16 protein-coding genes are annotated in these 18,958 nt (G+C 74.4%); 7 read left to right on the top strand and 9 right to left on the bottom strand.

The features are described 5' to 3' along the window. Positions 1 to 60: 60 nt before the first annotated feature. Positions 61 to 930 (top strand): biotin-dependent carboxyltransferase family protein, encoded by an 870-nt coding sequence (locus OG764_RS29055; RefSeq protein ID WP_328973218.1) that lies wholly within the window; start codon positions 61 to 63, stop codon positions 928 to 930. A gap of 547 nt (positions 931 to 1,477) precedes the next feature. Here OG764_RS29055 and OG764_RS29050 read toward each other — a convergent pair. Further along, positions 1,478 to 2,881 carry a HEAT repeat domain-containing protein gene (locus OG764_RS29050; RefSeq protein ID WP_328971380.1) on the bottom strand — a complete coding sequence of 468 codons (1,404 nt, stop codon included), beginning with the start codon at positions 2,879 to 2,881 and terminating at the stop codon, positions 1,478 to 1,480. Positions 2,882 to 3,139: 258 nt separating this feature from the next. Next, the gene (locus tag OG764_RS29045; RefSeq protein WP_328971379.1) at positions 3,140 to 3,562 is read right to left on the bottom strand and encodes an ankyrin repeat domain-containing protein; all 423 of its coding nucleotides are present in this window, start codon (positions 3,560 to 3,562) and stop codon (positions 3,140 to 3,142) included. Positions 3,563 to 3,933: 371 nt separating this feature from the next. On the opposite strand from OG764_RS29045, the gene OG764_RS29040 reads away from it, so the two are divergent. Both OG764_RS29040 and OG764_RS29035 read left to right on the top strand, forming a co-directional pair. Next, complete coding sequence (locus OG764_RS29040; protein ID WP_226733415.1) at positions 3,934 to 4,128, top strand: hypothetical protein; 195 nt, start codon at positions 3,934 to 3,936, stop codon at positions 4,126 to 4,128. Between the two features lie 34 nt (positions 4,129 to 4,162). Continuing rightward, complete coding sequence (locus OG764_RS29035; RefSeq protein ID WP_328971378.1) at positions 4,163 to 5,740, top strand: hypothetical protein; 1,578 nt, start codon at positions 4,163 to 4,165, stop codon at positions 5,738 to 5,740. Positions 5,741 to 6,263: 523 nt separating this feature from the next. Here the strand turns inward: OG764_RS29035 and OG764_RS29030 are convergent. After that, on the bottom strand, positions 6,264 to 7,763 hold the full coding sequence (locus OG764_RS29030) for an SCO1417 family MocR-like transcription factor (RefSeq protein ID WP_328971377.1): 1,500 nt from the start codon (positions 7,761 to 7,763) through the stop codon (positions 6,264 to 6,266). 338 nt (positions 7,764 to 8,101) lie between these two features. Here OG764_RS29030 and OG764_RS29025 point away from each other — a divergent pair, with 338 nt between their 5' ends. The 3 genes from OG764_RS29025 (at position 8,102) to OG764_RS29015 (ending at position 11,025) form a co-directional block, all read left to right on the top strand. Continuing rightward, positions 8,102 to 8,875 (top strand): glycerophosphodiester phosphodiesterase, encoded by a 774-nt coding sequence (locus OG764_RS29025; protein WP_328971376.1) that lies wholly within the window; start codon positions 8,102 to 8,104, stop codon positions 8,873 to 8,875. 137 nt (positions 8,876 to 9,012) lie between these two features. Further along, the gene (locus OG764_RS29020) at positions 9,013 to 10,395 is read left to right on the top strand and encodes an MFS transporter (protein ID WP_328973217.1); all 1,383 of its coding nucleotides are present in this window, start codon (positions 9,013 to 9,015) and stop codon (positions 10,393 to 10,395) included. Positions 10,396 to 10,650: 255 nt separating this feature from the next. Beyond that, a complete protein-coding gene (locus OG764_RS29015; protein WP_114627560.1) occupies positions 10,651 to 11,025 on the top strand; it encodes an RNA polymerase-binding protein RbpA in 375 nt (124 codons plus the stop codon). Between the two features lie 493 nt (positions 11,026 to 11,518). On the opposite strand, the gene OG764_RS29010 is transcribed toward OG764_RS29015, so the two are convergent. The 5 genes from OG764_RS29010 to OG764_RS28990 form a co-directional block, all read right to left on the bottom strand. Further along, positions 11,519 to 12,550, bottom strand: a complete 1,032-nt coding sequence (locus OG764_RS29010; protein ID WP_328971375.1) for a questin oxidase family protein — start codon at positions 12,548 to 12,550, stop codon at positions 11,519 to 11,521. 175 nt (positions 12,551 to 12,725) lie between these two features. Beyond that, entirely contained in the window at positions 12,726 to 13,319 is a 594-nt protein-coding gene (gene fxsA, locus OG764_RS29005) for an FxsA family membrane protein (protein WP_328971374.1), read from the bottom strand. Between the two features lie 278 nt (positions 13,320 to 13,597). Continuing rightward, entirely contained in the window at positions 13,598 to 14,383 is a 786-nt protein-coding gene (locus OG764_RS29000; RefSeq protein WP_328971373.1) for a polyprenol monophosphomannose synthase, read from the bottom strand. Between the two features lie 473 nt (positions 14,384 to 14,856). Then, positions 14,857 to 16,485, bottom strand: coding sequence for an amidohydrolase (locus OG764_RS28995; RefSeq protein ID WP_328971372.1), 1,629 nt, complete (start codon positions 16,483 to 16,485; stop codon positions 14,857 to 14,859). A 184-nt stretch (positions 16,486 to 16,669) separates the two neighbouring features. Further along, positions 16,670 to 17,110 (bottom strand): Lrp/AsnC family transcriptional regulator, encoded by a 441-nt coding sequence (locus OG764_RS28990; RefSeq protein ID WP_328973216.1) that lies wholly within the window; start codon positions 17,108 to 17,110, stop codon positions 16,670 to 16,672. 214 nt (positions 17,111 to 17,324) lie between these two features. Between OG764_RS28990 and OG764_RS28985 the strand changes: the two genes are divergently transcribed. After that, on the top strand, positions 17,325 to 17,756 hold the full coding sequence (locus OG764_RS28985; protein WP_328971371.1) for a hypothetical protein: 432 nt from the start codon (positions 17,325 to 17,327) through the stop codon (positions 17,754 to 17,756). A gap of 7 nt (positions 17,757 to 17,763) precedes the next feature. Here the strand turns inward: OG764_RS28985 and OG764_RS28980 are convergent, their stop codons facing one another. Beyond that, on the bottom strand, positions 17,764 to 18,855 hold the full coding sequence (locus OG764_RS28980; protein ID WP_328971370.1) for a phosphotransferase family protein: 1,092 nt from the start codon (positions 18,853 to 18,855) through the stop codon (positions 17,764 to 17,766). Between the last annotated feature and the right edge of the window lie 103 nt (positions 18,856 to 18,958).

The following is an 18,958-nucleotide window of genomic DNA, read 5'->3' as shown; positions in this document are numbered from 1 at the left end:
GGCGGGACGGCCGGAGGGCGCGGCGGCGCGGGGGCGGTCGGCCCCGGCGGCGGAACGGGGGTGGAGGTGGTGCGGGCCGGGGCGCTGACCACGGTGCAGGACCTCGGGCGGCCCGGCCACGCGCACCTGGGGGTGCCGCACTCCGGCGCGCTGGACCTGCCCGCGCACCGGCTCGCGAACCGCCTGGCGGGCAACGCGCCCGCGGCGGCGACCCTGGAGACCACCGTGGACGGGGTCGCGCTGCGCGCCACCGGTCCGGTGTCCGCCGTGGTCACCTTCGTGGTGACGGGCGCGCCGTGCCCGGTCCGGGTGGACGGTCGCCCGGCGGCCTGGGGCGCGCCGGTGCGCGTACCGGCCGGGTCGGTGCTGGAGGTCGGACCGGCCCGGTCGGGCGTACGGAGCTACGTGGCGGTGCGCGGCGGTTTCGACGTACCGGCGGTCCTGGGCAGCAGGTCCGCGGACCTGCTGTCGGGGCTGGGACCGGAGCCGCTGCGGGCGGGGCGGGTGCTGGCCGTCGGGCCGCCCGTGGGACCGGCCCTGGCCGCGGACGTGCTGCCGGTGCCGGCGCCGCCGTCGGAGGTCGTCCTACCGCTGGTGCCGGGGCCGCGGGCGGACTGGTTCGAGGCGGGCGCCCTCGGCGCGCTGGCCGGTGCGCGCTACGTGGTGTCCCCGGCGAGCAACCGGATCGGGCTGCGTACGCAGGGGCCGGCGGTGCGTCGGGCGCGCGGCGGGGAGTTGCCCAGTGAGGGGATGGTGCTGGGGGCGGTGCAGGTGCCGCCGGACGGTCTGCCGGTGGTCTTCCTGGCGGACCATCCCGTGACGGGCGGCTATCCGGTGATCGGGGTGGTCCCGGCGGGCTCCCTGCCCGCCGCCGCCCAGGCCCGCCCGGGCACCCCGCTCCGCTTCGCTGTGACGACCCGCTACGAGTGACGCGGTGGCGGCGGGGCGCCCTCAGTATGAGCGGGCGTATGTCAGCCCCGCCGGCCGACCGTGGCGCGCGGGTCCGGCCCCGTCGGCCGGCAACATCCAGCCTCGCCGGCGTTTGAGGCGCGGGTCCGGGCAGAGCCCGGTACCCGGCGGAGCCGGGTTGCAGTCTTGGGGCTCCGCCCCAAACCCCGCGCCTCAAACGCCGGCGAGGCTGGGAATTGCACCCCCGGGAGGTCACGCCGAGCAGCCGGCGAGGCCGGAGGCCGCGCCCCAGGGCAGGGGCGAGGCTGGATAGGCCCGCTCAGGCTGAGGCCCGCCTCAAACGCCGGCAAGGCTGGATGTTGCGCCCCAGGGCGTCTGCGTGGCTCCGGTGAGGCTGGAAGTCGCATCGCAAGGCACCCCTAAGGCTGGGGATCGGGCCCCAGGACGTCGGCAGGGCCGAGGTGGGCCCCGCGCAGGGGTCGCGCGCAGGGGTCGCGCTCGGCGCCGGTGAGGGCCCGCTCGGGCGGGGGCGGGTCGGAAGTGCCGGGGCCCGCCCCCGCCGGGCGGGTTACATCGGCTGCGGGTCCGGTGCTATGCGGCTGCGCACCGCGGACTGGACGTCCTCTTCCTCGGCGGGATCCGCGGCCAGCCGCCGCAACCGGTCGACGACGCGCACGTCCCCGGTGGCGGCGTGCCGCGCGGCCACCTCGCGGGTGGTCTCTTCGCAGTCCCACAGGCATTCGACCGCGAAACCGGCCGCGAAGGACGGATCGGTGGCGGCGAGGGCGCGGGCGGTGCGGCCGCGCAGGTGCGAGGAGGAGGTTTCGCGGTAGACGTGGCGCAGCACGGGCGCCGCGCAGCCGATCGAGAGCCGGCGGGCGCCGTCCACGAGCGTGAAGAGGCTGCTCGCGTCGGGGCCCTCGGCCCGTACGGATTCCCGCAGGGCGCCGAGCACCAGCGCGGCGTCCTGGGCGCCGCCGCGGGTGGCCAGGGTCCGGCCGGCCGCGGCGCCGAGGGCGTCGGGGCGGTGGATCCAGGCCCGGGCCCGGTCCACGGCGGCCTCGCCGCACATCCGCTCGTAGGCGGCGATGGCCGCTTCGTCGTCGGCGGCGGCCTCGATGAGGTCGAGGACGGCCGGGTTCTCCGGCTCGGCCAGGACCAGGTGGTGCAGGGCGGTGGCGCGGGCGGCGGCACCGGCCGCGCCGGCGGCGGCCGCCAGGATCTCGCCGCGGTCCTCGGGGGTGGCCACGGCGGCGAGGCAGCGGGCGGCGGGCACGTGCAGCGGGGTGCCGCGCCGCAGCCCGTCCTCGGCCCACTCGAACACGGCCTGGACGCCCCAGCCCGGCCGGGGGCCGGACGGGCTGAGCTGGCGCTGCCAGCGGGCGAAGGAGCCCTGCTCCCGGGCGGCCCGCAGGCGCTCGCCGTGGGGGGCGGACTCCTCCCACAGGCGCCACGGGCGTGGCTCGTACGCGTCACGGACGGTGGCGGCCAGCCGCGCCTCGCCCTCGGGGGTGGCGGGGAAGCGGGCCAGTACCGGCCCAGCGAGCTCGCGCAGCCCGGCGTCGTCGTCGCGCAGGGCGAGTTCGTCGAGCGCCCAGGCCCAGTTGGCTCCGGAGGCCGCGTAACGGCGCAGCAGCAGGAGCGCGTCGTCGCGCCCGTAGGCGGCGAGGTGGCCGAGGACGGACAGGGCGAGGCCCGTGCGGGTGTCGCCGTCGTCGAAGAGATCGTCGGCGCAGAACAGGTGCGCTTCGATCTCGCCGAGGTCGCCGGCCAGGTCGAGGTAGAGCCGGGCGTAATACAGGGAGCGGTTCTCGACCTGCCAGTCGCGGCGCGGGTCGCGCAGGACGCACTGGTTGAGGGCCGCGAGCGCTTCCGCGCGCGGCGCTGCGAGTGCGTGCAGCGTGCCGTCGCCGCGGCCTCTCTGGAGGAGGCCGAGCAGGGTACCGCTCGGTGCTATGACTGCTTCGAACATGGGAGTGGCCTCAAATCAAGCTGGGGACGCAACCGGGAATCGGGATTCACGTGGCCGCGTAACAGCATGTCGGGGCGCCCGCCGTCGTCTTCCGCTCGATGTTGACCATTGTCTTCTCTCTCTCGTCGGGTGACCGGAGCTCCCCCGTACCCCGTACTTCGGGGTGCACTCCGGATCCGTCGCCATGATGACCCAGCCGGTTTGTGCGCCGCGACCACATTTATGGCCTCGCCTGCGGCGCAGCGTGATGTCGGGGGCCTACTGGGCCCCGAACAGCTTCAGCAGATCGGCCTTCGCGAACATCCGGGCCGTGTCCACGGCGGACGGCGTGCCCGCATTCGGGTCGGCGCCGCCCGCGAGGAGGGCCTTGATGACGGATTCCTCACCCTTGAAGACGGCTCCGGCCAGCGGGGTCTGTCCCCGGTCGTTGGCGCGGTCGGCCTCGGCCCCGCGGGCCAGCAGGACGGTGACCGCCTCGGCGTGGCCGTGGTAGGCGGCGAGCATGACGAGGGTGTCGCCGCGGTCGTTGGTGAGGTTCGCCGGGACGCCCGCGTCGAGGTACGCGGCGAGGGTCTCGGCCTCGCCCTGCCGGGCCAGGTCGAAGATCTTGGTGGCCAGCTCCACCACGTCCTCGTCGGGACCCTCGGAGCCCGGGGTGTGCGGTGCGTGCTGCTCACTCATCGGTCGTGCCGCCTTTCGCCTCTGTCGTGCCGGATGCATCGGATGTGCCGGGTCGTGCCGGTCGCGCGGGGGCGCCGGCCCCCGCCGTCGCCGCCCGGCTGGAGTCTCCCCAGGCCCGGTGGGCAGGGGGCGGTACGGAGCTGCGTCCGTACGGGTGAATCGACAGGGTACTGCCCGTCACAGGACATGGCAGGCCCTGTCCGCGGTAAAGATCAGCCCGGATCACCCGTACGCCCACCGCGCCAGTCGAGCTGAGCCGGTCAAGTGAAATATGCCGGGATTCACTCTTATGCACCTTTTATCGCATTGATACTTGCTGTGAGCCTGGAAGAACTCATGGTGACTGTCCCCATCAACCAGGAGAACTTCCCATGGTCCTCAACATCTCCGGCGTGGTGCTGCTCGGCATCATCTGCTTCCTCTTCTTCCGCAAGGACGGGATGAAGCTCTCGCACGCCTTCGTCTGCGCCCTGTTCGGCTTCTTCCTCGCGGGCTCCGCCATCGCCCCGAGCATCACCGCCAGCACGGCCAGCATCGCCTCGCTACTGGGCGGCATCAAGCTCTGACCCCCGACCGCCCGACCGAATCCAGGAGACGCCCGTGGCCCGGCGACCACTCCCCCGCATCCTCACCAGCGGCACCGTTTCGCTGGCCCGGGGCCGCGAGATCGCGCGCACAGCGGCCGACAGCGCCACGGACGTCCTCCATCCGCTCCTCACCATCGGACGCGGCCTGCGCCTGCTGGCCGCGGCCGGGCGACGCACCTGGGTCGCCACCCCCAAGGACCGGCGCGGTCCCACGCTGTTCCTGACGGCCGCCGCCGTGCTGGTCGTCGCCCTCATCCCGTACGGGCCGCTGCTGGCCCTGGGCACGCTGATGGCCGCGGCCGCATGGCAGGGCCGGGACCGCACCCCCGTGCGGACCGGCCCGAGCGAGGCCGAGACCGAGCGGCTCGCGGCGCTCTACGAAGCGCTGGTGCCGTACTTCTCCCTCCCCGAGGACCCGAACCCGCTCTACGCCCACGGCGGCGCGTGGGACCAGGCCCTCGACGAGTACGCCTTCGACGAGGCGGGCCGCATCAGCCGGCTGCGGATCCGCTACCCGGCGTACTTCACGGACGGCGAGCCCGGCTCGCGCGCCCGCATCGAACAGCTGCTGCACGCGAAGGCCGGGCGCGGCCGCGAGTACCTCTTCGCCTGGAACGAGGAGGGCAACCGGCTCGACCTGAGCGTGCTGGCGGCGCTGCCGACGGGCATCGCCGCCCAGCCGTTCGTCACCTCCCCCGGCGAGACCGTGCTCGGCTTCACCGACACGAGCGCCGTGCAGCGCACCCTGCCGGTGCTGGACGGCGAGGAGACCCGGGACGTGCCGCCGGTCGTCTGGCGCACCGGCGCCCGCTCCACCGAACCCCACCTGCTCGTCGTCGGCCAGCCCGGCAGCGGCACCTCCACCCTGCTCCGCTCGATCGCCCTGCAGGCCCTGCGGCACGGCGACGTCCTGATCGTCGAGGGCGGCGGGCACGGCGAGTACGCGTGCCTGACCGGCCGTACCGGCGTGCTGGCCGTCGAATGCGGGCTCACCGGAGCGCTGGCGACCCTCGAATGGGCCGCGCACGAAACCGAGCGAAGGCTCATCGCCGCCAACCGGGCCCGGCAGGCGGGCCGCCCCGCCCCCGACGACACCCGGCGGCCGCTGTGGATCCTGTTGGACCGGCCGGGCGTGCTGGGGCACCTGGCGGCGGCCGACGGCCGGCCCGACCCCCTCTCACTGCTCCAGGTCGCGCTGCGGCACGGCCGGGCGGCGAACGTCGTCGTGGTGGTGGCGGAGCAGTTCGAGAACCTGGAGCTGCTCGGCGACGGCGTGTTCGTGCACAGCCGGGCCCGCGTGGTGCTCGGACCCGCCTCCTTCGCCCAGATCGCGGCCGTGCTCGGCGAGCCCCCGCACACCACGCCGACCCCCGTGGTGCCGCCCGGCCGCGGCTACGCCCGGCTCGGCACGGGCCCCGTGCTCCGGCTCCAGGTGCCCGCCACGCCGGACCCGTACGACGAGACCACGAGCGAACCGCACCGGCAGGCCGTCCTCGCCCTGCTGCCGGAACGACACGTCCCGGCCGTGCTGCACGCCCAACCGGTCCCGGAACCGGACTCCCCCGAAGTGGACCCCGAACCGGCCCGCTGAGGCGACGCCCGCGGCCCGGCCCCCGCCCCGGCCCCCGGCCAGGCCCGCTACACCCGGCCCCGCTCCGGCACCCTCCAGCCCGTCCGGCGCTTGAGGAGCGGGTCGGGGCGGAGCCCGGCGACCCCGCGCACCTTTCAGCCCCTCCGGCGCTTGAGGAGCGGACCCGGGCGGAGCCCGCCAACCCCACGCACCCTCCAGCCCCTCCGGCGCTTGAGGAGCGGACCCGGGCAGAGCTCGCCAACCCCACGCACCCTCCAGCCCCTCCGGCGCTTGAGGAGCGGGTCCGGGCGGAGCCCGGTGCCCGGCGCCAGCCGGGTTGCCTTGGGGCTCCGCCCCAAACCCCGCGCCTCAAACGCCGGCGAGGCTGGAATTTGCCGCACGCAGCGCCGACAAGGCTGGGGATTGCCCCCCGCCGCACCGGCAAGGCGGGGGATTGCGCCCCGCCGCGCCGGCGAGGCGGGAGGTTGCGCCCCGCCGCACCGGCGAGGCGGGGGGCGCGGGCTCAGGGCCGCGGCGCGGGCCGTCAGGCCACGAACGTGCGGGGCGCCTCGGCCGCGGCCCCCACCCCCGTGGCCACCAGCCGCGCAGCCGTCGCGAGCCGCACCGCCGCCTCCTCGGCCACCGGCCCGCCCACCGTGAACGGCAGCCGTACGTAGCCCTCGAACGCCCCGTCGACCCCGAAGCGCGGACCCGCCGGGACCCGGACCCCGACCCGCTCCCCCACCTCGGCCAGCCGGGAGCCGGACAGGCCGCCCGCGCGGGCCCACAGTGTCAGCCCGCCCCGCGGCACCTCGAACTCCCAGTCGGGCAGTTCCCGGCGCACCGCGGCCACCAGCGCGTCGCGGTTCTCCCGCGCCTGGGTGCGCCGCAGCTCGGCCGCCTGCTCCCAGCCGCCGGTGCTCATCAGCCAGTTCACGGCCAGCTGTTCCACGACCGGCGTGCCCAGGTCGGCGTACGCGCGGGCCGCGACCAGGCTGCGGATCACGTCGGGGGCGGCCCGGACCCAGCCGATCCGCATGCCCGCCCAGAACGCCTTGCTGGCCGATCCCACCGTGATGACGGTGCTGCCGGCGGGGTCGAACGAGCAGACCGGGCGCGGCATCTCCAGACCGGGCTCCAGCCACAGTTCGGCCATGGTCTCGTCGACGACCAGGACCGTGCCGGCGGAGCGGGCCGACTCGACGAGAGCCCGCCGCTGGTCCTCGTCGGCGAGCGCGCCGGTCGGGTTGTGGAAGTCGGCGACGACGTACGCCAGGCGCGGGGCAGCGTCCCGCAGCACCTGCCGCCAGGTCGCCAGGTCCCAGCCGCCGAGCGCGTCGGCCATCGCGACGGGCACCAGCCGGGCCCCGGCGGCCCGCATCAGCTGGAGGATGTTGGCGTACGAGGGGGACTCCACGGCGATCCGCTCGCCGCGGCCCGCGAAGAGGTGGCAGATGGCGTCGATGGCGCCCATCGCGCCGGTGGTGACCATGATCTGCTCGGGCATGGTCGGGATGCCCTGCGCGGTGTACCGGTCGGCGAGCATCCGGCGCAGCACCTGCAGCCCGGCGGGGTAGTCCCCGTGCGTGTGCGCGTACGGCGGCAGCTCCTCCAGCGCGCCCTGTACGGCCCGGGTGAGCCAGGGCTCGGGGGCGGGGAGGGCGGCGCAGCCGAGGTCGATCATCGAGCCGAGGGCCTCGGGCGGCAGCGGTTCGAGGCCGCGGGCCGGCAGCGGGTTGCCGGCCGGCACCGAGGTCCAGCTGCCGGCGCCGCGGCGGGACTCCAGGAAGCCTTCCGTGCGCAGCGCCTCGTAGGCGGCGGCGACGGTGGTCCGGCTGATCTCCAGGGCGACGGCGAGTTCGCGCTCGGCGGGCAGCCGGGCGGCGACCGGGACCCGGCCTTCGAGCACGAGCAGGCGGATGCCGTCGGCGAGCGAGCGGTAGGCGGGCGGCTTGCGGGCGCCGGGGACGGCGGGCCTGGGCTGCTGGGAGGTGATCAGGCGGGCGAGCTGTGCCGCACCGACGGCCGAGGTCCACTGAGCCATGCTGACGGTCCACCTTCACGAGATTGGCCTGAGAGCTACCGCCATTGGATCGCGGCAGGAGGCTCCAGGGTGTCACGCAGCGGTCCACATCCACCAGAGGGGCAGCCGCTGGAGGCCGGAACGGGCCACCGGTGCCGTCCTTGTCCGGCGGATCGCACAGCCCCCGCGGCCGGGCCCTCCGAATGGCCCCGCGCCGGCCCCCGCCCGGCCGCGCATGACGCCGACTCCGTGCGGTCCCCGCCGATCTCCACCCGGCCGCGCAGGACGCCGGCCCCGTGCGGTACCCGCTGGTCTCGCCCCGCCGCGCAGGACGTCCCGGCGGGGTGCATACTGCGGCCGTGACGCACGTACGCCGCCTCCGCCATCCCTATCTCGACCACCCGGCCCCGATCCCCTTCGCCCACCGGGGCGGGGCGGCGGACGGCCTGGAGAACACGGTGACGGCCTTCCGCCGGGCCGCCGACGCCGGCTACCGGTACTTCGAGACGGACGTGCACACCACGGCCGACGGCCGGCTGGTGGCCTTCCACGACGCGACGCTGGACCGGGTCACCGACGGTTCCGGCCGGATCGAGGACCTGCCGTGGCAGGAGGTCCGGCAGGCGATGGTGGGCGGCAAGGAGCCGCTGCCGCTCTTCGAGGAGCTCCTGGAGGAGTTCCCGGACGCCCGCTGGAACGTGGACGTGAAGGCCGAGTCCGCCCTGTACCCGCTGGTCGATCTGATCGGCCGCACCGGCGCCTGGGACCGGGTCTGCGTCGGTTCGTTCTCGGAGGGCCGGGTGGCCCGGGCGCAGCGGCTCGCCGGTCCCCGCCTGGCCACCTCGTACGGGGTCCGCGGGGTGGTGGGGCTGCGGCTGCGGTCGCTGTCGATCCCGGCGGCGCTGCGGGTGGGGGCGGTCGCGGCCCAGGTGCCGGAGGTCCAGTCGGGGATCCGGGTGGTGGACCGGCGGTTCGTCCGGACCGCGCACGAGCGCGGGCTGCAGGTCCACGTGTGGACCGTGAACGAACCGCAACGTATGGAGGCTCTTCTCGACCTGGGTGTCGATGGCATCATGACCGACCGGATCGACATCTTGCGCACGGTGCTGGACCAGCGCGGAGCCTGGGCCTGACGTGCCCGGTGCCGCCGCGCGTCCGGCCGGCACCGGGCCGTACGGGGACCAGCCAGGAGGCACCGGTGAGTGCGGAGAACACGGATCCCGCGGAAGCGGATCCACAGACGGCCGCAGTCGCGGGCGGGGCCGCGGCCGTGGCGGACGCTGCCGGAACGGGCGGTGCCGGAACAGGCGCTGCCGGGACGGCGGGCGCGGGCACCGCGGCCGAACGGCGGCGGGAGCAGCACGGCTGGTACTTCTACGACTTCGCCGCCTCGGTGTACTCGGCGAGCGTGCTGACGGTGTTCATCGGCCCCTACCTCACCAACATCGCGGAGTCCGCGATGGACGCCGACGGCTTCGTGCACCCGCTGGGCATCCCGGTGCGGGCCGGTTCGTACTTCGCGTACACCATCTCGGCCTCGGTGATCCTGGCCGTGCTGCTGATGCCGATGGTGGGCGCGCTGGCGGACCGTACGGGCCGCAAGAAGCCGCTGCTGGCGGCGACGGCGTACACGGGAGCCGCGGCTACCGCCGCGATGTTCTTCCTGAGCGGCGACCGGTACCTGCTGGGCGGGCTGCTGCTGATCGTGGCCAACGCCTCCATGTCGGTGTCGATGGTGCTCTACAACGCGTACCTGCCGCAGATCGCCGAGCCGGACGAACGGGACACGGTCTCCTCGCGCGGCTGGGCGTTCGGCTACACCGCGGGCTCCTTCGTGCTGATCCTGAACCTGGTGCTGTTCCAGGCCCACGACTCGTTCGGCCTGTCCGAAGGGGCCGCGGTCCGGATCTGCCTGGCCTCGGCGGGCCTGTGGTGGGGCGCCTTCGCCATCGTCCCGCTGCGGCGGCTGCGCGACCGCAAGGTGGTCCGCGAGCCGGGCGCGGAGGCGGTGGGCAGCGGCTGGAAGCAGTTGGTGGCCACCCTGAAGGACATGCGACGGCACCCGCTGACCCTGTCGTTCCTCCTCGCGTACCTCGTCTACAACGACGGCGTGCAGACGGTGATCTCGCAGGCCTCGCTGTACGGCTCCAAGGAGCTGGGGCTGAGCGACTCCACGCTGATCGGGGCGGTGCTGCTGGTGCAGGTGCTGGCGGTGGCCGGCGCGCTGGGGATGGGCCGGCTGGCCCGGATCTACGGAGCGAAGCGGACCATCCTGGGCTCGCTGGCGGCGTGGACCGTGACTCTGGGCGCGGGCTACTTCCTGCCAGCCGGCGCGCCCGTCTGGTTCTTCGCGCTGGCCTCGATGATCGGCCTGGTGCTGGGCGGCAGCCAGGCGCTGTCGCGGTCGCTCTTCTCGCACCTGGTGCCGCGCGGCAAGGAAGCCGAGTACTTTTCGGCGTACGAGATCAGCGACCGCGGGGTGAGCTGGGTGGGGCCGCTTGTGTTCGGTCTCACATATCAGCTGACGGGCAGCTACCGGGACGCGATCATCTCGCTGGTGGCCTTCTTCGCACTGGGTTTCGCACTGCTCGCACGGGTGCCCGTACGGCAGGCGATCGCGGCGGCCGGAAACCCGGTGCCCGACCGGATTTAGACGTCTAAGTCAAAGGCCGGTAGTGTACGCCTTTGGTCTGCCAGGCGGACCGTTACTGCGTGCTGATGAAGTGAAAACGTTGGGTGACATCTGCTGCCAGATGTGACAAAACGGGCATCGGTGGGTACAACAAGGGGCGGCACGACGGGCGACGCATGACTGGCAGCGGGAATCTATACCGCCGACCGGACGTTGACCGGATGACGACGACAGCGACACCTGTCCTGTGGGCGACAAGCCCGGGAGGCACGATTCATGAGTGAGCGAGCTCTCCGCGGTACGCGCCTCGTGGTTACCAGCTACGAGACGGACCGCGGCATCGATCTGGCCCCGCGCCAGGCGGTGGAGTACGCATGCCAGAACGGACATCGATTTGAGATGCCGTTCTCGGTTGAGGCGGAGATTCCGCCGGAGTGGGAGTGCAAGGCGTGCGGCGCCCTGGCACTCCTTGTGGACGGGGACGGGCCCGAAGAGAAGAAGGGCAAGCCTGCGCGAACGCACTGGGACATGCTCATGGAGCGGCGAACCCGCGAAGAGCTGGAAGAGGTGCTGGCCGAGAGGCTGGCGGTCCTTCGTTCCGGCGCCATGAACATTGCCGTGCACCCGCGGGACAGCCGCAAGTCCGCCTAGGCGGGCGCGTACAGCGCACCAGAAGAGCCGCGGGGCTCTGCCACCCTCAAGGTGGCAGAGCCCCGCGGCTCTTTGCGTACCCACCCCCCACCCTGGCGGTGGGCCCTGCGGGCTGGGCGAGGCCGTATCCAGCCCCAGCCCCAGCCCCAGCCCCAGCCCCAGCCTCGCCGGTGCCCTCGGGCACGACCCGCCTCAGCTGCGCCGGTGCCCTGGCGGGCAAATCCCAGCCTCGCCGGCGTTTGAGGCGCGGGGTTTGGGGCGGAGCCCCAAGACTGCAACCCGGCTCCGCCGGGCACCGGGCTCCGCCCGAACCCGCTCCTCAAGCGCCGGAGGGCTGGCGTTGCCCCCCGACGGTGTCGGCGGGGCTGAAGGGTGCGCGGGGGTGCCGGGCTCGGCCCGCACCCGCGCCTCAACTCCGACGAGGCTGAGTGGACCGCCCTGCCCGGGGGCGCCCGGGGAGGTGGCCGGCGTCGGCCAGGGCCCCTTGAGGCGCTCAGGGGCTCGCTAGGGGGGCCGTGAGGGCTGTCGCTCGGAGCGCCGCCGCAACCGCCCGCCCGTCACCGACATCCAGCACCGTGTCGGCCAGCTTGATCACGTGCTCGTCACCGTGGTCGACGGCCCGCTCCAGGACGTCCTCGGCACGGACCCGCTCGCCGGGCCCCGCGTACGGCACCGCCTCCGCCGGGTACATCGCCGTGACGGCCGCCGCGGCCGTCCACGCGGCGTGCAGGCTCGGTGCCCAGAGCCCGGGCGGCAGGGCCGGCAGGGTGCGCAGCACGGCGTTGGGCGCGGTCGCGGCGTGCACGAGCATCGTCTCCTCGCCGTGGCCGTGGGTGGCGTACCGGTGCGTCGCGGCCCGGACCAGCTCGGCCAGCCGCCGCCGGGCCTCTTCGGGGCCGGCGGTCTCGGCCGCCCACACCGGGAGCCGTCCGACCAGCGCCAGCCGGGCCGCGAACCCGCCCTCGGGCGCGGGAACCGGCGGCACCGCGGCCAGGGCGGCCGCGGCGTCCGGCGGACCGGGCAGCGGGGCGATCCCCGAGACGGGACGGTGCCGGGCGGCCCAGTAGCCCAGCGCGTGGGCGAGCTCGGTACGGCGCGGCGCGCTCGTTCCACCGGCCGCGCCGAGGGCCCGTACGGCGTGCCCGACGCGGATCACGGGGTGGGTGGAGCCGCCGTACATGCCGGGCAGCAGCCGCGGCCACCACCGGGCCAGCACGTCGCGCCAGGGGCGTTCGTCGAGGGCCCGGGCGAAGTACCCGATCCAGTCGGCGGCCCGCCGCGGATCCCCCAGCGCGCCGGTCCAGTCGGCGTCGGTGACCGGGGACACGGTGGCGGGGAAGTCCTCCAGCTTGTGCGCGTACCGGTCCAGCCAGCGGTGCACGCGGTCGGCGCGGCCGTGCGCGGTCAGGACCTCGACGACCATGGGGGCGTGGTTGGTGAGGCGGCCGAGGCGCTCGGGACCCGCCGCGTGCAACCGTTCCAGCGCTTCCTCGTGTATCCCGTCCGCCGCATCGCTCATGTCCATGCCGAGCACGCTAGGCGGCGGGGCCGGCCCGCCGTATCCGTCCCGGGAACCAGCTCCGCCCCGACCGGGTCCTACGACCTCGGCCCGACCGCCCCTTCGGCCTCGCTGTCGCCCGCGGCGAACCCAGCCCCGCCGGCGCTAGAGGCGAACCCAGCCCGGCCGGGCTCCCGTGTCTTCAGGGCGTCAGCGGCGGGCGGTACGGGTCCTCGCCCGGGCCGGGGCGCGCGGGGCCGTCGGAGCGGTCCTCGCGGATCACCTCGCCCTGGACGATCTTGCCGTCGGGGTAGTGGATCCGAGCCTGCTGGTAGGCGTCGCCGAAGCCGCCGGGGGCCGCCGCGGCCATCCGCCGTTCCAGCGAACGGCCGGCGGTCTTGGCGATCGCGGAGCGGACCGGCGGGAGCAGGCACAGCAGGCCCACCACGTCCGAGATCACGCCCGGCATGATCAGCAGCAGACCGGCGAGCATCAGCAGGCCGTTGCCCGACCCGGCGCCGGGGGCGGGCCGCGCGGGCGGCGCGCCGGTCTCCTGGGCCTGCTGGAACGTTTCCGTCAGGTTCCTGAAGGCCCGTCGTCCGGCCCGCTTGACGACCACGACACCGAGGGCGAAGCCGCCCGCCAGTACGGCGAGGACGCCGAGGGCGCCGATCTGTGCGCCGATCACGGTCAGCAGCCAGATCTCCAGCACCAGCCAGGCGGCTACCGCCAGGGGGAGGAATCTGCGGGCGCGGGAGCGCCGGGGGGCGGTCGGAGTGGGTGCGCCGGTCGTCATGCCATCCAGTGTGCCTGGCGCGCCGTAAAAGCCGCCTCAGCCCGCAGCCCGTAGCCGCCCCTACCCCCACACCACCCGGGGCTCCGCCCCGAACCCCGAACCCCGAACCGCGCGCTCCGCGCCGGGCGCGCTCGAACGCCGCGCGGGCTCCGTTCCGCCGCCGGCCCGAGCCGAATCGATTCCGCTCACCCGTGGTTCGCAGTCGGCCCGAGCCACATCCCGCCTCGCCGGCGTTCGAGGCGCGGGGTGCGGGGCGGAGCCCCGGGGACGGGCAGCCGTCAAGGGCGCTTGGCGGCGACGCTCTTGGCCTTGCCGAGCAGCTGCGAGGCCCGCGTCCCGACCCCCCACCCGGTCACCCGCCACAGCGCCTCGACCACAATGTCCCGGCTCATCTTGCTGTCCCCGAATTCACGTTCCACGAACGTGATCGGCACCTCGACCACGTGGAACCCCGCCTCCACGGACCGCCGCGCCAGGTCGACCTGGAAGCAGTAGCCCTGCGAGGCGACCTGATCCAGCCCGAGCCCCTCCAGCGTCTCCTTGCGGAAGGCGCGGAAGCCGCCGGTGATGTCCCGGATCGGCACGTCCAGCATCAGCCGCGAGTACGTGCTGCCGCCGCGCGAGAGGAACTGCCGGTGCCACGGCCAGTTCACGACCCGGCCGCCCGGCACCCAGCGCGAGCCGAGCACCAGGTCGGCGCCGGCCAGCGCGGTGAGCAGCCGGGGCAGCTCCTCCGGCTGGTGGGAGCCGTCGGCGTCCATTTCGACGAGCACGCCGTAGCCGTGCTCGATGCCCCAGCGGAAGCCCGCCAGGTAGGCGGCGCCGAGGCCTTCCTTGCCCTTGCGGTGCAGCACCTGGACGTGGTCGTCCCCGGCCGCGATGTCGTCGGCGATCTTGCCGGTGCCGTCGGGGCTGTTGTCGTCGGCCACGAGGATGTGTGCCTCGGGTACCGCCTCGCGCACCCGGGTGACGATCGGCCTGATGTTCTCCGCCTCGTTGTAGGTCGGAATGATCACCAGGGCCGTGCCGAGCGGTCCGTACCGCCGCTCACCGCCGTCGCTCACTGAATCCCCTTTGCGCGTCCGTTCACAGAAGCACCACCTTAGCGAGCGCCGCGGAGCGCCTTTGCGCCGACGCGGCTCCCAGGGGTCCGGAGCGGGGGATCGGGGCCCGGCGTCCTTCGGGCCGGCCCGGTCCGCGCACTGGCTGCGGGCGGACGGAACCGTTGTCTACTGGACGTCCGGGCCCCACCCGGGTCGCACCCTCCCCCGAGCTCCTCCGGAGCTGGGGGAACCCCCAACCGGCGAAACCTTCCCTCGCCCTTCGCCCCCGAGGCGCGGGGCGCGCTGAACGTGCGGAATCTCCGGTACCGGACGTCCGGTGGTGGACGCGGCAGAACCTACCCGCCCCCGGCGCCCCGCTGTCAACACCCCCGCGACCTGCGCTTTTGCCTAAAAGTTCCTGGTCAGTACGGAGGCCCCGGGGCGGGCGTCCCGGGGCCCGCGCACATCGATCGGCGCAACGCCGCCGACCGCCGTCACCCCTGTGGGCGTACGTAGACCTCGCGGCCGCCGACGTAGGTGCCCAGGCATACCGGCAGCTCACGGCCCGGTGTCAGGTCGGGCAGTCCCGGGGTGCCGGAGCGCGGGTCGGTGGACCAGCGGGCGACCCGGTCGTCCGGGGCCTGCACGACGAGTTCCCCGGTCTGCCAGAGCGCGTAGTCGGCGGGGGCGCCGGGCACGAGCACGCCCGCGTCGTCGCGGCCCAGGGCGCGCCAGCCGCCGCGGGTGTGCGCGGTGAAGGCGGCGCGGACCGAGATGCGGTGCGCGGGGGTGCGGTGGAAGGCGGCGGCGCGCACGGTGCCCCACGGGTCGAGCGGGGTCACGGGCGCGTCCGAGCCGAACGCGAGCGGCACCCCGGCGCGGAGCATCGCCGCGTACGGGTTGAGGGTGGCGGCCCGCTCGGCGCCGAGGCGCTCGGCGTACATGCCGTCCTCGCCGCCCCAGGCGGCGTCGAAGGCGGGCTGCACGGAGGCGGTCAGGCCCAACTCGGCGAAGGCGGCGATGCCCTTGTCGTCGAGCATTTCGGCGTGTTCCACGCGGTGCCGGGCGGCGCGGACACGGGCGATGCCGACCTGTTCGGCGGCGGCGCGGACGCCTTCGACGACGGCGGTGAGGGCTGCGTCGCCGATGGCGTGGAAGCCCGCCTGGACCCCGGCCTCGGTGCAGGCGGCCACGTGGCGGGCGATGGCGGCGGCGTCCAGGTAGGCGGTGCCGGTGTGTTCGGCGTCCCGGTACGGGGCGTGCAGGCAGGCCGTGTGCGAGCCGAGCGCGCCGTCGGCGAAGAGGTCGCCGCCCGCGCCGACCGCGCCGAGTTCGACGGCCCGGGCCACGTCCTGCTCGGCCCAGTAGCCGAAGACCCGCGGGCCGGGTTCGCGGCCGGCCAGTTCCAGGAGGCCGGTGAAGTCCTCGGCGGAGGAGATGTCCGGGCCGCCGCACTCGTGCAGAGAGCCGATGCCGAGGGAGGCGGCGTGCCGCAGCGCCGCCCGCTGGGCCTCGTCGCGCTGGCCGGGGCCGACGGCGCCGAGGGCGGTGGCGCGTACGGCGTGGTGGGCGTCGCGGGTCAGCGGTTCGCCGTCGCGGAAGCCGGGGAGCTCCCGGACGCCGCCGACCAGGTCCAGCAGGGCGGTGGTGACGACGGCCGAGTGCACGTCGATGCGGCTGAGGTAGAGCGGGCGGCCGGCGGTTGCCTCGTCGAGTTCGGCGCGGTGCGGCGCCCGGCGCTCGGGCCAGCGCGCGGCGTCCCAGCCATGGCCGAGGAGCACCCGGTCCGCGGGGCGCGCGGCCGCGTACGCGCGGACGAGGTCCAGCGCCTGGCCGAGCGTGCGGGCACCGGACAGGTCGAGGCCGGTCAGGGCGAGGCCGGCGGCGGTGGTGTGCACGTGGGCGTCCGTGAACGCCGGGGTGACCAGGGCGCCGTCCAGGTCCACGACCTCGTCCACACCGTCCGCGAAGGCGTCGGCCGCGCCCTCGGAACCGACCCAGGCGACGTGTCCGCGCTCCACGACCATCGCGGTGGCGAAGGGGTCTGCGGGGCTGTGGACCTCGCCGCGGCGGAGCAGGACGGTGCGGTGCGGCGCCGCGGCGCCGCGGAAGATCTCGGTCATACCCCCCAGTCTCCCGCCTCCCGCCGCACCCCCGGCCCCCGGGTGTCCAAAACGCCCCGCCTCCCGCTGCACCGTGGCGCCTGACCGCGGCGCGAGTATTCAGCCCCGCCGACTGAGGGTGGCGCACCTCGCTGCCCCGCGGGCTGACGGCGGCGCACCTGCCGGCCCCGGGGGCCCCACGGAGTCAGATGCGGGGCGGGCGGGATTCGTAGGGGGTCGAGAGCACCACCGTGGTGCGGGTGGAGACGCCCGCCAGGGCCCGCAGCCGCCCGAGGAGGTCCTCCAGCTCCAGCGGCGTGGACACCCGCACCTTGAGGATGTAGTTCTCGTCGCCCGCGACGCTGTGGCACGCCTCGATCTCCGGCACTCCCGACAACCGCTCGGCGATGTCGTCCGGCGCACTCAGATCGAACGGTTTGACCGAGATGAACGCCGTCAGGGGCAGCCCCACCGCCTCGGGGTCGACGACGGCCGCGTACCCGCGGATCACCCCACGCTGCTCAAGGCGGCGTACTCGTTGATGGACCGCCGACGTGGACAGGCCGGTGGCCTTGCCCAGGTCCGTGTAGCTCATGCGTCCGTCCCGGACGAGGAGCTCCACGATCTGCCGGTCCAGTTCCTCCATTGCGCTCATAGCCGCTCAACCTATTGCCCAGGGGCACCCGCGGCACAGTGGCCAAGGCCGCGAAGTGGCACCTGCGCCAGGCATGTGACGAAGGCCACAAGGGTAAGTAGGCGTAGGCCGGAGTGTTGTGGTTACTCGTGCCGCACGGCGGGAAGTGCTTGCTGTGGCCGAGGCCGAACATGCCCGCCCGGCCCACCCAAGGGGGAATACATCCATGCCGAACACCAAGCGCACCGGCCGTACCGAGCCGGAGCCACTCGATCTCGCCGACCCCGTCGAGGACGAGGACCCGGAGGAACTCTGGACCGCCGAGTCCTTCGAGGTCCACCACGCCACCTGCCCCGACTGCTCCCAGTCGATCGCCCTCGTCGCGGACGAGGAGTACCTGCCGGAGCACGCCCTCTGCCTGACCCCGTGGAACCCGTTCGGCCTGACGGTCTGCCCCGGCACCGGGCGCCCGGCGTCGCCGGCGCACGAGGAACTGGCCGAGGAGCCCCGCGAGCTTGAGGCCGTCGTGGTCCTGACGCTTCCTCAGGGACTGGACTGGCGTACGCAGCCGTTCTCGCACGTGGGCGGTCCGGGCTCGCGTCCGCAGAGACTGGAACTGGTCCCGCCGGTCCAGCGCCAGCACGCACAGGCGGCCTGAGCCGCTTTCACCAGTAGGCGCCCTGCACCATGGCGGCGAGACTGGCATGGTGCAGGATCAGCCCGTCGGGATCCGCGGGCACTTCCACCTCTCCGAAGTACGCCTGCCGGTAGGCGATCCGGAGCATGACGATGGCGTGCCGCAGCGCGGCGTACAGCGTGTGGAACTCCATGTCCCGCGGTGTGTGGCCGGTGAGTTCGGCGTACCGGCGCTCGATGGCGTCGCGGCGGAGGAAGTCAGGCAGCCCCGGCTGGCCGAAACTCACGGTCAAGTCCTGGAAGAACCGGTGCAGATAGACGGTCCAGCCCAGGTCGACCTCGCGCGGCGCGTAGCCCGCCATCTCCCAGTCGAGGACGGCCACCGGATCGAATCCGTCGTAGATCACATTGCCGATGCGGGCGTCGCCCCAGGTGAGGACGGCGGGGCCCTCGTCGGCGGGCCACAGCTCCTCCAGCCGCGCGAACGCGCGCTCGATCAGCGGCGATCGGGAGAGTCCCCCAACGACCCATTCGTAGTAGGCGCGTTGGGACTCGACGTGCCGGCGCAGCGGGCTGCCGTCGCCCTCGGGGAGCAGGAACTCGGCCTCCTTCGGCGGGAACTGGTCGTGCAGCCGGGCGAGCAGCCCGACGGTCGCGTCCTCCAGTCGGGCCCGCTCGGCGTCGGTGGCCGCGTGCAGCCAGTTGCCCTCGTACGTGTAGGGCATGACGTCGGGCGGCACCCGGCCCTCGGCGCGCGCCATGACGAAGAACGGCGCCCCGAGCGGCTCGGGGTTCGTTTCCAGCCACTGCACGCGCGGCACGGGCACGTCGGTGTGGGCGGCGACCAGGCTCATCACCCGGTGCTGGCGGGGCATGTCGTACGTGGGGAAGACCGTGTACGCGGCCGGGTCGGCGGCCAGCCGCAGGGCGCACGCCCGCAGCGGGGTGTCGGGGTGCTCGATGTCGAACAGCAGGGTCTCGCTGGACATGCCGTTGGAGCCGGGCACGGTGACGCCGGTGACGTCCGCTCCGGGGAGGATGCCGTGCAGCCAGGCGGCGAGCCGGCGGCCGAGCTCTTCGGGCTCGCGGGTGGAGGTGCGGGGACGTGGCGCGGTTGCCATGGGGTGCTCCTGTCCGCTGCGGAGGTCGTGGGCGACCGGGTGCGGCCCGGTCTCAAGGGGCGACGGAGGCCAGGGGGCCGGAGGGACGAAGAGGTCGGGCCCG

The organism is Streptomyces sp. NBC_00239 (assembly GCF_036194065.1).
Taxonomy (GTDB): domain Bacteria; phylum Actinomycetota; class Actinomycetes; order Streptomycetales; family Streptomycetaceae; genus Streptomyces.
This window is presented reverse-complemented; position numbering and strand designations above follow the sequence as displayed.